Here is a 14,936-nt window from a genome sequence, read left to right on the forward strand (position 1 = left end):
TTATGAGAATATTAAACCTATTAAAAATAGCCTATAAAGCAATTGTTCTTAATAAGTTAAGAACATTGCTTACCATGTTGGGAATCATCATAGGCGTGGCTTCGGTAATTGCGATGCTAGCCATTGGTGAAGGCTCTAAAGAGAGTATTAGAAGTACAATTTCCAGTATGGGGTCTAACATGATTACCATAAGGCCTGGCACCGATGACAGGGGGCCGGCAAGAGGTAGTGGGGGAGACGTACAGACACTTACCCTTAAAAATTATGAATTGATAAAAGAGAAAGCTACTTTATTAAGTTATGTTACTCCAGTAGTAAATGGAGGCGGACAAGTAATTAGCGGGGCCAACAACTGGCCTAGTACCATTTATGGTGTTAATCCGGAATATTTACAAATTAAGGTGGTCGACTTACAAAGCGGTAGTATGTTTACCGATGCTGAAGTAAAATCTGCTTCTAAAGTAGTGGTTCTCGGGCAAACCGTTGTAGATAATATATTTCCCGATGGGCAAGATCCCGTGGGACAAATGATTCGTTTTAATAATATTCCGTTTAAAGTGATTGGTGTTTTAGAGGAAAAAGGTGAAAATACTTTTGGACAAGATCAAGATGATGTTGTGATTGCCCCTTATACCACAGTACAAAAACGCATTTTGGCCATAGATTATTTGAATCAAATAATGGCTTCGGCGGTTAGTGAAGACGATGCGCCGGACGCGGTTTTGGAAGTGACCGATATTTTACGTTCAGAACATAAACTACTGGAGAATGAAGAAGATGATTTTACGGTTCGTTCTATGGAAGAATTAATTTCAACCTTTAGTTCGACCAGTGAAATGTTGACCATACTTTTGGTAGCCGTGGCAAGTATTTCGTTGCTCATAGGAGGGATTGGCATCATGAACATTATGTATGTATCGGTAAAAGAACGTACCAAAGAAATTGGTTTGCGCATGGCCGTCGGCGGAAAAGGGTCTGATATTCTCATGCAGTTTTTGATTGAAGCTATTTTAATCAGTATTACGGGAGGAATTTTAGGGGTTGTATTAGGCCTTAGCGCCACCTTTTTTATTGAAAAATTCTTACATTGGCCGACGAGTGTGGCACTGTATTCCATAATTATATCGTTTGCCGTTTGTGCTATTACCGGTATATTTTTTGGATGGTACCCTGCCCGAAAGGCATCGGCATTAGACCCGATTACAGCGCTCCGTTATGAATAATTTGTTATGCATAAAAACAAAAAAATAATATTTTTTTCGCACCTCCTGATCTGGTTCGTCTTATTTAGTTTGCCCTATATCTTGTCTTACGGACAAGAGCAGGAAATTAATAGGATTATTGCCCATTTTTGGATTCCATTGTTCTTTTATGCCATCATTTTTTATTTGAACTATTTCGTATTCATAGATCGCTTTTTATTTGCAAAAAAGACGCTTCAATTTATTGTCATAAACCTTTTGATCATTGCCGTTTTTCTATTGTCAAAAGAACAAATAGAGCAAAGCTTTTTTCAGGAATTAGTGAAGAGGCCACGTGATAATACTAGAAGTGGCCCTCCTTTAAAAATGCTGATTTATGTACAGATGTTGTCCTATATGGCGCCATTGCTTTTTTCTATCGCCATTAAAACGACACAGCGATGGGCCAGAACGGAAGCGGAACGTAAAGAGGCGGCCAATATAAAATTACGATCGGAGCTTCAGCACCTTAGGTACCAGTTGCAGCCCCATTTCTTTTTTAACTCTTTGAATAATATTTATTCTCTGGTTGATATTTCCCCGGAAGAGGCAAAAACGACCATTCATAGTTTAAGTAAACTCATGCGCTACTTATTGTATGAAACAAAAACAGAATTGGTATCCCTTTCAAAAGAAATCGATTTTATGATAAAGTATATCGATTTAATGAAACTTCGTCTTAGCGACAAAACAAAAATTGAAACAAGTTTTCCTTCTGACGAAACCGGTATCAAAATAGCGCCATTATTGTTTATATCGCTGATAGAAAATGCCTTTAAGCACGGGGTTTCCGCAAACGCGGAAAGTATGATATCGCTAGAGATGCAATGTCAAGATAAAACAGTTATTTTCAACATCGAAAACTATAATTTCCCTAAAGAGGACAACGATAAAAGCGGATCAGGTATCGGATTGCAAAACTTGGAAAAACGATTACAATTACTATATCCGAACAAACATACCTTCCAAAAGCAGCTCAAAGAGGGGATATATACGGTACATTTAAAAATTGAAACTTAAATATGGAAGCTATTCAACTCACCTGCATGATCGTAGACGATGAACCTATGGCACTTAATTTGGTAGAAAGTTATGTAAAGAAAACGCCTTACCTCACGTTGCGAAAAAAATGCAGTAGCGCCATTGAGGCAGTTCAATTTATTAATAATGAAACTGTTGATGTACTTTTTTTAGATATTCAAATGCCCGACCTTACAGGGCTTGAATTTTCCAAGATGCTTCCCAAGCATACACGGGTGATTTTTACAACAGCTTTTGACCAATATGCCCTCGAGGGTTTTAAAGTTGAGGCATTGGATTATTTGTTAAAACCTTTTGATTATGCCGAGTTTTTAACTGCCGCAAATAAAGCTTTGGAATGGTTTACCTTGGTAAAAGGAAAAACGGAAACTTTGGTTTCCAAAAAAAAAGAGTTTCTTTTTGTAAAATCTGAGTACAAACAACTTCGTATTCGGTTATCGGATGTTCTTTATTTTGAAGGACTGAAAGATTATATCAAAATTTGGTTAAAAGACAACCCCAAACCCATTTTGACTATCATGAGTTTGAAGTTGTTGCAGGAAGAACTCCCAACATCAGATTTTATGAGGGTACATCGGTCTTTTATCGTTTCTTTAAAAAACATAGAGGTCGTCGAACGTAGCCAGATTGTAATCAATAAACAGCGTATAACGATTTCAGAACAATATAAACCCCAGTTCTTGGAATTTATAAACAAGAATTCTTTGATGTAATCGATACCAGAAAAAGGGTACAAAAGAGAAGAAGTGGGTGTTTTGACACCCACTTCTCCCATCATAATCCGGAATTACTTTTCAATTCAGCGCTGCCAGAAGTTTTTTGGCAACCAACTCAGAAGAAGCGGGGTTTTGTCCAGTGATTAAGTTTCCATCTTGTAAGGCATAGGCTCCCCAATCCGATCCTTTGGAATAGCTGCCTCCATTTTCCTTGAGCATGTCTTCAACTAAGAAAGGGACCACCTCGGTAAGTTGTACAGCGGCTTCTTCACTGTTGGTAAACCCGGTTACTTTTTTACCCTGTACCAATGGGTTTCCATTTATATCTTTAACTCCTTTTAAGGCGGCTGGGGCGTGACATACAAAAGCAATAGGTTTTTCTTGCTTATTAAAAGCTTCGATCAGCGCAATTGAATTTTGATCGTTAGCCAAATCCCATAACGGTCCGTGACCACCGGGGTAGAAGACGGCATCATAATCGTTGGCGTTGATTGCTGTCAACACCTTGGTATTTTTAATTTTCTCCTGAGCGACAACATCTTTTTTGAACCGTTCGGTATCCTCTGTGCTGGCATCGGGTGTGTCACTACTAGGATCAATGGGTGCAGCCCCTCCCTTAGGCGTAGCCAAGGTAATATCGGCTCCTTTATCCAATAAAGTATAATACGGATTGGCAAACTCTTCGATCCAAAATCCGGTTTTCTTACCGGTATCTCCCAATATATCATGGGAGGTCAATACAAATAATATTTTCATCACTTTGATTTTTTAATTTATAAGGCTAGTATGCCATTTTTACAATCTTCTCCGCATCGGCAGGGGTGAGGGTTTTGTGCTCACCTAGACCTTTCCATCCGCGGTCGGTAAACCGTTGCCCAATATTTTCGGCCGTACCCTCGTATTCCGAAGTATAATCGGATAATTTGGTGTCGATGCCCAAACTTTTGAAAAAAGCTTCGGTTTTCGCTATTGCGGCATATGCCTTATCATCGATATTGCCTTCCGTTACATTCCAAACACGCTCGGCATATTGGGCCAGCTTCTCCTTTTTAGCTTCAAAATTGTACTTATAGTGGCTCGGTGCAATAACTGCCAAAGTTCTTGCATGATCAATTCCAAAGAGCGCCGTTAATTCGTGGCCCATCATATGAATAGCCCAATCACCAGGAACACCTTGTTGTATCAATCCGTTTAACGCCATGGTACAGCTCCACATAAAGTTTGCCCCAGCCTCATAGTCCGTAGGGTCTTTCAACACTTTGGGAGCTACCTCGATCAGTGTTTGTAAAATGCTTTCAGCGAAACGGTCTTGTAAGAGTCCACCAACGGGATAGGTCATATACTGTTCCAGCACATGGGTAAAAGCATCAGTAATACCATTGGCCAATTGGCGCTCAGGAATAGAAGTAATCACGGCTGGGTCTAAAATTGAAAAAACGGGAAACAAACCTGGACCTCCCATGGCCAGTTTTTCTTTGGTTTCCTTTCTTGTGATTACCGAACCCGAATTCATTTCAGAGCCTGTCGCAGGTAGCGTAAGTACCGTACCGAAGGGCATTCCCCTTTCAGTACGAATGCTCATTTTAAGAATGTCCCAAGGCGTGTCGCCTTCGTATAAGGCCGCAGCCGATAAAAACTTGGTGCCATCAATGACAGAACCACCACCAACGGCCAATAAATAAGTAATATTTTCTTCTTTGATTACCTTCAAAGCCTCTAGAAGTATATCATATTCGGGGTTTGCGGGAATTCCACCAAACTCCAGCACCGCGACACCGTTCAAAGCGGTTTTGACCTGATCGTAAATGCCATTTTTCTTTATGCTTCCACCTCCGTAAAGCATTAAAACCTTGGCATTGGCAGGAATTTCTGAAGCCAATTTATCGATGCTATTTTTACCGAATATGATTTTAGTCGGATTTTTATATTCAAAATTGTTCATTATAAGTTGTATTTATTGTTATCAATTCGAAGCCCCCCTATAGGTTTAACCACGGCTTCCTCTAAACTATTATGGTTTGAATTAGGTCTTATCTTAATCAATCATGGTTACGAGGTCTTCAGTACTCTTTCTGACCTTGACCAAATTTACGAGCCAGTCCGCTTCCTCTTTTCGATATCCCAAGGGTAGCAATACCGCACTTCGCAGCCCTTTTTCGCGTAAGCCTAAAATTTCGTCGACCGCCGCCGGGTCAAATCCTTCTAGTGGTGTGGCGTCTACTCCTTCAAAAGCGGCAGCGGCTATCGCCTGGGAAAAGGCTATATAGGCCTGTTTTGCTGCGTGGTTGAAATTCGTTTCGGCATCCCTTTGCGGATATGTATCCAACAACATTTGTCGGTAATTTTCCCATCCTTCATTTTTAAAGCCTCTAATATCGTTTGTCAAGTCGAACATTGTATTGATGCGTTCAGCGGTATAGGTATCCCAAGCTGCAAATATTAAAAGATGTGAACAATCTGTTATCACCGATTGGTTCCAAGCAACAGGTTTGATTTTCTTCTTTACCTCTTCATTGGTAACCACCATAATTTCAAAGGGTTGCAATCCACTAGAAGTAGGGGCGAGCCTCGCTGCTTCGATAATTCGGTCAACTTTATCTTGTGCTACTTTTTCACCGTTCATGGCTTTGGCAGCATAACGCCAATTTAATTTATCTAATAATTCCATTTCTATTTATCTATTTAGGTACTTATACATTTATATTTTCTTTTAGACTTTTATCGCATCCCAGGCTGCTTGGTATGCCGCTTCAATATGTGTCTTGTCTATGCTAAACTCTCCGCGTTGCTGTGCGACCATTAAAAAAGATAAGGGATTTATGGCGTAGGCGTAAAGCAAATAATCGGAAATTGGTTTGATAACACTTTCATCTTTCCCGCGCTTCCATAAATCGAGTAAGGGCTGTAGGTGTCTTATACCTTCTTGCCTGCTGGGTTCATCGATTATCGGGGTATTATCGCATTGTGCTAAAAACATCGCTTCCTCACACTGTTTTAGTTTAAAATCGGCAATCCGTTTCCAAATCAACTCAAAACCTTCTGTAACAGAGAGTGTAGGGGAATAAGTCTTAAAAGCATAAGCGGTAAAGGTTGACTTTACCTCGATATAGGTCTTGTTGACCAAATCTTGTTTATTTTCAAAATATAGATATATGGTCGCTGGCGACACATTGGCCATTTTGGCAATTTTAGACATCGGGGCCGCATGAAAACCATCGTTATTGACCAAAGTAATGGTAGCCCTTATTAGGGCGTCACGTTTTTGAATACTTTTCTGAAGTTTAGGCATATTATCACTTTAAAAAACCACGTTGAATGCTGTCAACACTATCATTTCGTATACAAACATATAAAAAAGAATGAACATTCATTTTTTAAATAACCCTTTTAACAATACTTTATCAGGGGTAAGCCCCAGATATCTTATGCAAGCAAGCTTGTCTAAAACAATTTAGACCAACATAAAAACAAATAATTTAAAATCAGCAATTGACTTTAAATAGACCAAACAAATAAGTATATTTAAAAAATACACTATAGTATTAGAGTAATGTTCTAAATAAATAGTTTCAAGTACTTCTATATGAAAAGAATATATATTATATCCTCATTGTTTATTGGCTTAGGATTTGCCTTAGACCTACAGGGAATAAGGGCACAGGAGGCCCCACTTTCAAGTACCATTGTTTTCCAAGAAATAGAAGGACTGCTTGTTGTGGAAGCCGAGTATTTCTATAAACAAACGCACGATGAAGAACGCAAGTGGTATGTGACCCATAAAGGAAACCTACCTAAAGTAGGCCGTGATGAAGACGCCCCGCATATTTTTGAGAGTAGTAACAATGCATACTTGGAAGTTCTACCTGATACACGTGTGACCCATGACGATAAATTGATTCATGGCGAAAACTTTAGCAATGAGCCGGGTAAGATGGCGCTTTTATATTATAAGGCGAATTTTAAACATACCGGAAGGTATTATGTTTGGGTACGCGCCTTTAGTACTGGAGGTGAGGATAACGGTATACACGTGGGACTCGATGGTACCTGGCCAGCTTCCGGTCAACGTATGCAATGGTGTGAAGGTAAGCACAAATGGCACTGGGAAAGCAAACAGCGCACCGAAGCGGTACATTGCGGAGAACCTTGGAAAATTTATCTTGATATTGAAACCCCTGGTGACCATGAAATTATGTTTAGTTTGCGTGAAGATGGTTTTGAATTTGATAAATTTATATTGACAAAAGAAAAGGCTTTTGTTCCACAAGGCTTAGGGCCTAAGGTAATCGTCAATAGCGGTAAATTACCGCCTTCTTTTGAAAAAGTAGCTGAAGATTTTAAACCCAAACAAAACTAGTATATGTTAAGAGTCGTTTCTTTTTTTTCGTTTTTTCTTATGATTTCCACGTCGCTTTACGGGCAATGGAAGACGCTAGACCCGCAACAGGAGTGCACCAAACGTCACGAATGTGGTTTTGTAGCCCATGATAATGACTTATATCTTGTGGGTGGACGAGGCATTAAACCTGTCGAAAAATACGACATTCAACAAAATTCATGGAAAGTTATGGCTCCCACACCCCTAGAGATACACCATTTAACACCTGTTTCCGTTAATGGGAAAATCTATGTTGTTGGTGGACTTTCGGGAAAATACCCCGAAGAACAACCCTTATCCCATGTGTATACCTTTGATGCTAAAGAGAATACTTGGGCTAAGATCTTTGAAATACCAAAAAACAGAAGAAGGGGAGGATCGGGTGTAGTTGTTTATAAAAATAAGATCTATATCGTAAACGGTATTACTTTCGGGCACACCAGTGGTACCAATGCTATGTTCGATGTATTTGATCCCGTAAAAAAAACTTGGACAGTTTTGGATGATGCTCCAAATATCAGGGACCATAGTAGCGCTGTTATTGTCGGGGACAAATTGATTGCTTTGGGCGGACGGAATACCAGTTATCATGAACCGGATAATTTTACGGCTTTTTTCTCAACCGTAAAAAGTGAAGTAGATTATTATGATTTTAAATCTAAAAAATGGGGTACCTATAGCGCTACCTTGCCAGCCCCGTCTGCTGGGGGAGGAGCTGTTCAATTGAATGACAAAGTTTATTATGTGGGGGGCGAAACAGGTGAGAAACTGGCGAATAATCAGATGTATGCTTTTGACCCAAAAAACGATGTCTGGGAAAAAAAGCCATTCTTAAACCAAGGGCGTCATGGTACAAATGCCGTTAAAAATAAAGGATTGATCTATATAGCGGCGGGTTGTGCAAATAGAGGCGGATCTCCCGAAATCAATTCGATTGAAGTTTATTCTGAATAATTAAGTAAAACATAATATATTGATTAATAGTAATATACAATACTATGTTAAATGTTTTAATTTAATAATTGCAACGTAGAAAATTGAAAATAATATACGTACAAAACTTTTATATTTAAGAGGTAAGGGGTAAGCTTTTTCATAAGTTCAACGGAAAGCGATATCTTTGTTGGATTATTAATTAAAAACAGCTTAGAAAAAAGAATGGCAAAATCGCAGCAGACGTACAATAAAAGTGAAAAAGAAAAAAAGCGTTTAAAAAAACGGGAAGAAAAGCGTAAGAAAATGGAAGCGCGAAAGGCGCAGGCCAAGGAAAGTGGTAAAAAAGGAATTGAATTTGCATATGTAGATCACAACGGTAATCTAACCGATACCCCTCCAGATCCATCCAAAAAAATTAAAGTAGAGGCCGAGAGTATTGTAATAGGGGTGCCAAAAACCTTGGAAAGCGATAAGGAAGAATTTGACCCTGTCAGAAATGGAAGTGTATCATACTTCGATCACTCCAAAGGCTTCGGGTTTATCATCGATTCAGAAAACCAAGAAAAATACTTTACACATGTTAGTGGCTTGATCGATGAAATCAACGAAAACGACAAAGTGTCTTTTGAACTCGAAAAAGGGATGAGAGGCATGAATGCCGTTAAGGTCACTTTAATTAAATAAAAACAACTTTTATCAGAGCAGTCCTCTTGATAAATAATCAGATACATTCCGAAAAGCAATAGCTACCTACTCTGGTTAAGAGTCTGAAATTTAAGACTTAACTATTTTAAGTTTCAAAGTGCCCCAGAGACTTAATACTGATAGGCAGTTTCTGAAGATTATATTATACTGCGCACGAATGGCGTTTTAAGAGCATATATTCTCCATTATTTTTAAACTCACGAACGGAAATTCCTGTGTAGCGCTTAAAAGTTTTGGAGAGATGACTTACATCGGTAAAACCCAGGTCATCAGCGATTTCGGTTAGTGTAAAGTCGGAATTCAACAAACGTATTTCAACCAATTTAAGTTTGGCCTTTATAATATATTCGCGCAACGACATGCCTACTTGTTTCCTGAAAAATTCGCTGACATAGGCAGAAGACATTGAAAAAATATGGGACAGATGGTCGACTCTTAAATGTTCAGGGGTATCAATATGCTCGTTGATATAGGTCAACATTTTCGTAATTCTGTCATCAGCGTTGTTTTTAGGCACCTCAAAATATGTACTCTTTTTAATATTACGTATTAACACCTCTAAAACACTGGTCATTAAACTAGTTGCAAGGTTTATAGATTCGTTTCCGTAATTCATAGATTCTTGTACAATCATACCAATTAGACTTTCCAAATGGTTACGGTCTACATCATTTTTTATAATGTCTCCAGGCAATTGGTTATAGTTGGATAATATATACGATGCCTCTTTAAACCATTCATTTCTATCAATATTTATCCTATTTACATTTTTAAAAAAAGAATCTGTAAACTTTAAAAACACAAATTTAGTAGGCTTTTCTATTGTAAACGAATGGCATTTTAAGGGTGGTAATAAAAAAATACTCCCTTTTTTGTAGCCATACTGGTTATAGTTTATGCATTGTGTTCCTTCACCATTTTTAATTAAAACCAGTTCAAAAAAATTATTTTTAACAGGTCTTTGTTTCCATTCCGTTAACTCTAATTCTTGTATTTCAAAAGGTTTATTTGCTTCTAATACTTGCATAATAGTGTTTATTTCACTTTAAAATTACTTAAAACAAACCTAACTAGTATAATTTCAGGTTTATAAACCTCGATTTATACAAACATCACCTTTTTTTGTACCATAAAATAGCTCCATTACCTATATATCTTTGTCTTAAAATTAAAAAACAGATATATTATATATAAAATGAATACACCAAATATTGCAAAAGAAGACATTTTAAGCGCTTTTAATTATAGACACGCCACTAAAGAATTTGATGCTACAAAAACCATTTCTGATGAGGATATGGAATTTATATTAAAAACAGCACATTTATCGCCAAGTTCATTTGGTTTTGAGCCTTGGCATTTTGTTGTTGTACAAGACAAAAAGCTAAGAGAGCTTTTAAAACCGGTTGCTTGGGGTGCACCTTTAAAATTAGATACTGCTAGCCACTTTGTCTTGGGTTTAGCTATGAAAGCGCCAATGGTAAAGCACGATGCGGCATACATAGATCATATGATGAAAGCGGTAAAACAAATGCCTGCAGAAGTTATAGCAATGTATTCTAAATTTTACAGAGAATTTCAAGAGCGCGATTTTAACCTAGATTCAGATAAAAAGTTGTTCGATTGGTCATCTAAGCAAACTTACATTGCTTTGAGTAATATGATGACATCTGCCGCATTAACCGGTATAGATTCTTGTCCTATCGAAGGGTTTCACCAAGAAAAGGCAGAAGCCTTATTAAAGGATAAATTTGATATAGATACAGATAAATACGGCCTGGCTTTTATGGCAGCCTTTGGTTACAGAAAAGCAGACCCTGAGTTTCCTAAATCTAGAAGAAATTTTGAGGATATTGTTAGTTGGAGGTAAATAGCCATCAGTTAAAAAATAAAAACAAAAAAATTTCAAGGCGTGATACTTTTAGAATTTGTACCACTTAAAAATTACACATATGAAAGCAATAGGATATAAAGAGAATCTTCCGGTCAGTGATGATAACTCTCTTCAAAACATAGTGTTAGATACACCAATAGCAACAGGAAGGGATATTTTGGTTGAAGTAAAAGCGATTTCCGTGAATCCCGTAGATTATAAAATTAGAGCCAACAGACCTACACCAAATGGGGATTGGAGTGTTATTGGTTGGGATGCTTCCGGAATTGTAAAAGCAGTAGGTGAAGAGGTTTCGTTATTTAATGTTGGAGATGAAGTTTGGTATGCAGGAGATTTAAATCGCCAAGGTAGCAATGCAGAATTTCAAATTGTAGATGAGCGTATTGTGGGTAAAAAACCATCCAGCTTATCTTTTGCAGAAGCTGCAGCTTTACCGTTAACAACCCTTACGGCTTATGAGATGTTGTTTCATAGATTAGAGGTGTATAAAGACAATGCCAACGAATCTATTTTAGTTATTGGCGCTGCTGGTGGTGTAGGTTCTATTTTGGTGCAATTGGCTAAAAAGTTAACCAAGTTGAACATTATTGGTACCGCTTCCCGCGAAGAAACCACATCTTGGTTAAAAGAATTAGGCGCAGATACTGTAATTAATCACAGAAACAACCTAAGCGAAGAGTTCGAAAAATACAAGCTTCCGGCACCTGAATATGTAGTGAGTTTAAATGCTACAGAACATCACGTCGGTGAAATTGCAAAACTGATCAAACCACAAGGTAAATTCGGTTTTATTGATGACCCAAAAACGCTAAATGTAATGCCTTTTAAAGGGAAAGCGGTTTCTATACATATAGAGTTAATGTTTACACGTTCTATGTTCCAAACCGATGATATGGTTGAGCAGCATAACATTTTAAATGAAGTTTCTGAGTTGATAGATAACGGAACTATCAGAACAACTTTAGGGGAAAACTTTGGGACTATAAATGCTGAAAACCTTAGAAAAGCCCACGCCTTTTTAGAAACAGGGAAAGCAAAAGGTAAAATTGTTTTAGCGGAATTTTAAATACAATAATTACAATGAAAATTAACATTTTAGTTGCACTCGCTATAGTAGCAAGTGTATTTGCAAACGCGCAAACACCAATAACTGATGCTGCAACCTCTAAAAACGAAGTTGTAACCGCAGACAATGTAGAATGGGGGTGGTTAAATCCCTTACGAGGCGATAAAAGTCCCGCAGCAGGTAAACTTTGGGGAGATCGTACCAAAAACGAACCAGCGGGGTTTTTGGTGAAGTTTAAAAAAGGATTTTCCTCGCCACCACACATTCACAACATAACTTATAGAGGTGTTGTAATTAAAGGTTGGTTACATAATGATGATGAAAATGCAGAAAAACAATGGCTTCCAGCAGGTTCTTATTGGCAACAGCCAGCAGGTGAAGCCCATATTACCGCAGCAGATGGTGAGGAGAATTTAGCCTTGTTAGATATTCAAGAAGGTCCGTATTTAGTAAAGCCAACCTCTGAAGCTTTTGATAATGGTGAAAGATCAGTAAACGTAGACAAAACAAACTTGGTTTGGCTAAATGCTGATGATATAACATGGGTATCGGAAAAAAGCAATGTACAGACTGCTTTTTTATGGGGAAGCCACAAAGAAAAGCAACTTCGCGCAACATTTTTAAAACTGCCAGCTAGCTTTAACGGAAAAATCAAAAACTTAAGTCCAAACTTTAGGGCAGTAGTTATTTCTGGTGGCCTAACACATCAGTTTACTAAAAATGATGCTAAAAATGTACTTGAACCAGGTTCTTATTTCGGAGTGGAAGAAAATGTTACGTCAATCATTTCTACAGCTAAAGAAACCGTGATTTACATAAGAAGTAACGGAGATTTTGAGGTTAAATAAAGTTGAAAATGTTATAATATAAAACAAGTTTTTAAAGTACAATATACTTGTTAACGGTACTAATTCAAGGAATTAAATAGTTGACATGAACGTTACTCGATTACTTAAGTCAGTTATAATTAATAATTCGTATTTTAGAATATCTACCATCAGTACAACCTTAACCATCGAATTATGGCACAAAAATCATGCAATCACATAAAAGCTATTTCCGAACTTAAAACCGCTGCCGAGCATTTGTGTGAGGAGTGTGTTAAACTTGGTGAAGGCTGGGTACATTTACGCACATGTCAAGAGTGTGGCGTAACGCTCTGTTGCGATGATTCTAAAAACAAACATGCTACAGCTCATTTTCACGCGACCAAACATCCGGTTATAAGTTCGGCAGAACCTAATGAACGATGGTTTTGGTGCTACCTTGACAATACTTTTGCAACCTATTAAACCAAACCAATTATGATAGACCCTAAATTTCCTGAATTAACCAATGTACAGGTAGAAAAACTCAAGAATTACGGTGAAATAGAGTATTACAAAGAGCCAACGGTCGTTTTGGATTTTGGAGACCAGCACTATGATTTTTTTGTAGTGCTTACGGGTGGAATCAGAATTATTGATCCAGATAAGCAAAATGATAGTATTACCGTTCATACCAGACATCAATTCTCTGGTTCTAGTAGTATTCTTTCGCACAGAACCGTTGGTGTTTGTGGCGAAACTTTGGCAAATACCCAGCTCATAAGAATAAGTCCTGAAAAGTTAAAAAGTGCCATTGCTAAATTCAGTGATATCAGCGATGTGCTTCTAAATGCATTTTTATTGCGAGAAGATGCCTTAAAAAACAATGTTCAAGGTATAAAGCTGATTGGTTCTGAACATTCCAATGAAACCTATGCCATTCGCGATTTCATGGATAAAAATGATATTTGGTATAATTTTATAGATTCCGATAAGGAAGAGGGATTGGTACAGCTATTGGAAACTTTTAATTTAAAAGAATCTGACCTGCCTGTTTTAATCAATAGTCAGAATGAGATTTCTATTCGCCCATCCATCGATGAAATTGGTACGTGTACCGGAGTTCGGTTACAATTGGATGATGATATTTATGACGTCTTAGTGGTGGGTGCAGGTCCTGCTGGTTTGGCTGCTAGTGTTTATGCCGCTTCAGAAGGTTTAAAAGTGTTGACTATAGACAGTAATTCCCCTGGCGGACAAGCAGGTAAAAGCTCTAAAATTGAGAATTATTTGGGGTTTCCTACCGGAATTTCAGGAAGAGATCTAGCCAATAATGGTTATATACAAGCTCAAAAGTTTGGTTGTACGATTTCCGTTCCGCATAGGGTAGAGGGCATAGGGCGCAAAGAAGGCTATTATGAAATTAATTCTAATAACACAGCTGTGTTAAAGGCAAAAACAGTTATTGCCGCAACCGGTGCGGCATATAGAAGGTTGCCTTTAGCGGGTATTGAAAAATTTGAAGGTTCTGGAGTTTACTATAGCGCTACATCTATGCATGCCAATATGTGCAAAAATAGCGAAACTGGTATTGTGGGCGGTGGTAACTCCGCTGGTCAAGCGGCCTTGTTTTTAGCAAACTATGCACATAAAATATATGTAATCATCAGAAACGAAGATATTGGTGCAAAAATGAGCGATTATCTGGTACAACGAATTTTTGCCTGTGAAAATATTGAAGTACTGACCGGCAGCAATGTGGTTAAAGTCGAGGGTAATACGTATTTGGAAAAGGTAACCATCAAGAAAAATGACACTTTAGTAGAAAACAGCATTAACTACCTATTCACGTTTGTTGGAGCAAAACCGTGTACAGAGTGGTTAGACAATTTCATAGATACAGATGCCAAAGGGTTTGTACACACAGGACTTACCATTTGCGATAATGCTTTAAATGGCGAATCTGTATTCAAACATAGAAAACCCTATACTTTTGAAACCAGTTTACCAGGACTTTTTGCCGTCGGCGACGTGCGTTCAGGTTCTGTAAAACGAGTAGCTTCGGCGGTAGGTGAGGGGTCTATTGTGGTCAGCGACATCCACAAATTTTTAGCGCTTGAAAACGAAGCGAAAATTATATAGTAATTTTGTCC

At 37.9% G+C, this 14,936-nt stretch carries 16 protein-coding genes; 11 read left to right on the forward strand and 5 right to left on the reverse strand.

The window, feature by feature from the left end; translation table 11 throughout:
* Positions 1-2: 2 nt before the first annotated feature.
* The 3 genes from AACZ88_RS00510 to AACZ88_RS00520 are packed head-to-tail and all read left to right on the forward strand — an operon-like array spanning position 3 to position 2,995.
* Positions 3-1,223 (forward strand): ABC transporter permease, encoded by a 1,221-nt coding sequence (locus tag AACZ88_RS00510; protein ID WP_339704595.1) that lies wholly within the window; start codon positions 3-5, stop codon positions 1,221-1,223.
* A 6-nt stretch (positions 1,224-1,229) separates the two neighbouring features.
* Complete coding sequence (locus AACZ88_RS00515) at positions 1,230-2,261, forward strand: histidine kinase (protein WP_339704598.1); 1,032 nt, start codon at positions 1,230-1,232, stop codon at positions 2,259-2,261.
* A gap of 2 nt (positions 2,262-2,263) precedes the next feature.
* On the forward strand, positions 2,264-2,995 hold the full coding sequence (locus tag AACZ88_RS00520) for a LytTR family DNA-binding domain-containing protein (protein ID WP_339704601.1): 732 nt from the start codon (positions 2,264-2,266) through the stop codon (positions 2,993-2,995).
* Between the two features lie 81 nt (positions 2,996-3,076).
* On the opposite strand, the gene AACZ88_RS00525 is transcribed toward AACZ88_RS00520, so the two are convergent.
* From AACZ88_RS00525 to AACZ88_RS00540, 4 genes are all read right to left on the reverse strand, one after another.
* Positions 3,077-3,754, reverse strand: coding sequence for a type 1 glutamine amidotransferase domain-containing protein (locus tag AACZ88_RS00525; protein WP_339704604.1), 678 nt, complete (start codon positions 3,752-3,754; stop codon positions 3,077-3,079).
* A gap of 25 nt (positions 3,755-3,779) precedes the next feature.
* Entirely contained in the window at positions 3,780-4,940 is a 1,161-nt protein-coding gene (locus AACZ88_RS00530; RefSeq protein WP_339704607.1) for an iron-containing alcohol dehydrogenase, read from the reverse strand.
* Between the two features lie 93 nt (positions 4,941-5,033).
* Positions 5,034-5,666: a nitroreductase family protein gene (locus AACZ88_RS00535; RefSeq protein ID WP_339704610.1), complete on the reverse strand. Its 633-nt coding sequence runs from the start codon at positions 5,664-5,666 to the stop codon at positions 5,034-5,036.
* Positions 5,667-5,708: 42 nt separating this feature from the next.
* Positions 5,709-6,287, reverse strand: coding sequence for a TetR/AcrR family transcriptional regulator (locus tag AACZ88_RS00540; RefSeq protein ID WP_339704613.1), 579 nt, complete (start codon positions 6,285-6,287; stop codon positions 5,709-5,711).
* A 294-nt stretch (positions 6,288-6,581) separates the two neighbouring features.
* Between AACZ88_RS00540 and AACZ88_RS00545 the strand changes: the two genes are divergently transcribed.
* The 3 genes from AACZ88_RS00545 to AACZ88_RS00555 all read left to right on the forward strand — a co-directional run bounded on the left by AACZ88_RS00545 (position 6,582) and on the right by AACZ88_RS00555 (position 8,996).
* Positions 6,582-7,355, forward strand: coding sequence for a hypothetical protein (locus AACZ88_RS00545; RefSeq protein WP_339704616.1), 774 nt, complete (start codon positions 6,582-6,584; stop codon positions 7,353-7,355).
* A 39-nt stretch (positions 7,356-7,394) separates the two neighbouring features.
* On the forward strand, positions 7,395-8,330 hold the full coding sequence (locus AACZ88_RS00550; protein ID WP_339704618.1) for a kelch repeat-containing protein: 936 nt from the start codon (positions 7,395-7,397) through the stop codon (positions 8,328-8,330).
* A 204-nt stretch (positions 8,331-8,534) separates the two neighbouring features.
* A complete protein-coding gene (locus tag AACZ88_RS00555; protein ID WP_339704619.1) occupies positions 8,535-8,996 on the forward strand; it encodes a cold shock domain-containing protein in 462 nt (153 codons plus the stop codon).
* A gap of 163 nt (positions 8,997-9,159) precedes the next feature.
* Here AACZ88_RS00555 and AACZ88_RS00560 read toward each other — a convergent pair whose 3' ends face one another.
* A complete protein-coding gene (locus tag AACZ88_RS00560; RefSeq protein ID WP_339704621.1) occupies positions 9,160-10,044 on the reverse strand; it encodes an AraC family transcriptional regulator in 885 nt (294 codons plus the stop codon).
* A 168-nt stretch (positions 10,045-10,212) separates the two neighbouring features.
* On the opposite strand from AACZ88_RS00560, the gene AACZ88_RS00565 reads away from it, so the two are divergent.
* The 5 genes from AACZ88_RS00565 (at position 10,213) to AACZ88_RS00585 (ending at position 14,925) form a co-directional block, all read left to right on the forward strand.
* Entirely contained in the window at positions 10,213-10,887 is a 675-nt protein-coding gene (locus AACZ88_RS00565; RefSeq protein ID WP_339704624.1) for an NAD(P)H-dependent oxidoreductase, read from the forward strand.
* An 82-nt stretch (positions 10,888-10,969) separates the two neighbouring features.
* Positions 10,970-11,977, forward strand: coding sequence for a zinc-binding alcohol dehydrogenase family protein (locus AACZ88_RS00570; protein ID WP_339704627.1), 1,008 nt, complete (start codon positions 10,970-10,972; stop codon positions 11,975-11,977).
* A gap of 14 nt (positions 11,978-11,991) precedes the next feature.
* Positions 11,992-12,825 (forward strand): DUF4437 domain-containing protein, encoded by an 834-nt coding sequence (locus AACZ88_RS00575; RefSeq protein WP_339704630.1) that lies wholly within the window; start codon positions 11,992-11,994, stop codon positions 12,823-12,825.
* A 174-nt stretch (positions 12,826-12,999) separates the two neighbouring features.
* Positions 13,000-13,269, forward strand: a complete 270-nt coding sequence (locus tag AACZ88_RS00580) for a UBP-type zinc finger domain-containing protein (RefSeq protein WP_339704632.1) — start codon at positions 13,000-13,002, stop codon at positions 13,267-13,269.
* A gap of 12 nt (positions 13,270-13,281) precedes the next feature.
* Positions 13,282-14,925 (forward strand): FAD-dependent oxidoreductase, encoded by a 1,644-nt coding sequence (locus AACZ88_RS00585; protein ID WP_339704635.1) that lies wholly within the window; start codon positions 13,282-13,284, stop codon positions 14,923-14,925.
* The last annotated feature ends 11 nt before the right edge of the window (positions 14,926-14,936 follow it).

It is taken from the genome of uncultured Kriegella sp., assembly GCF_963975415.1.
Classification (GTDB): Bacteria; Bacteroidota; Bacteroidia; order Flavobacteriales; family Flavobacteriaceae; genus Kriegella.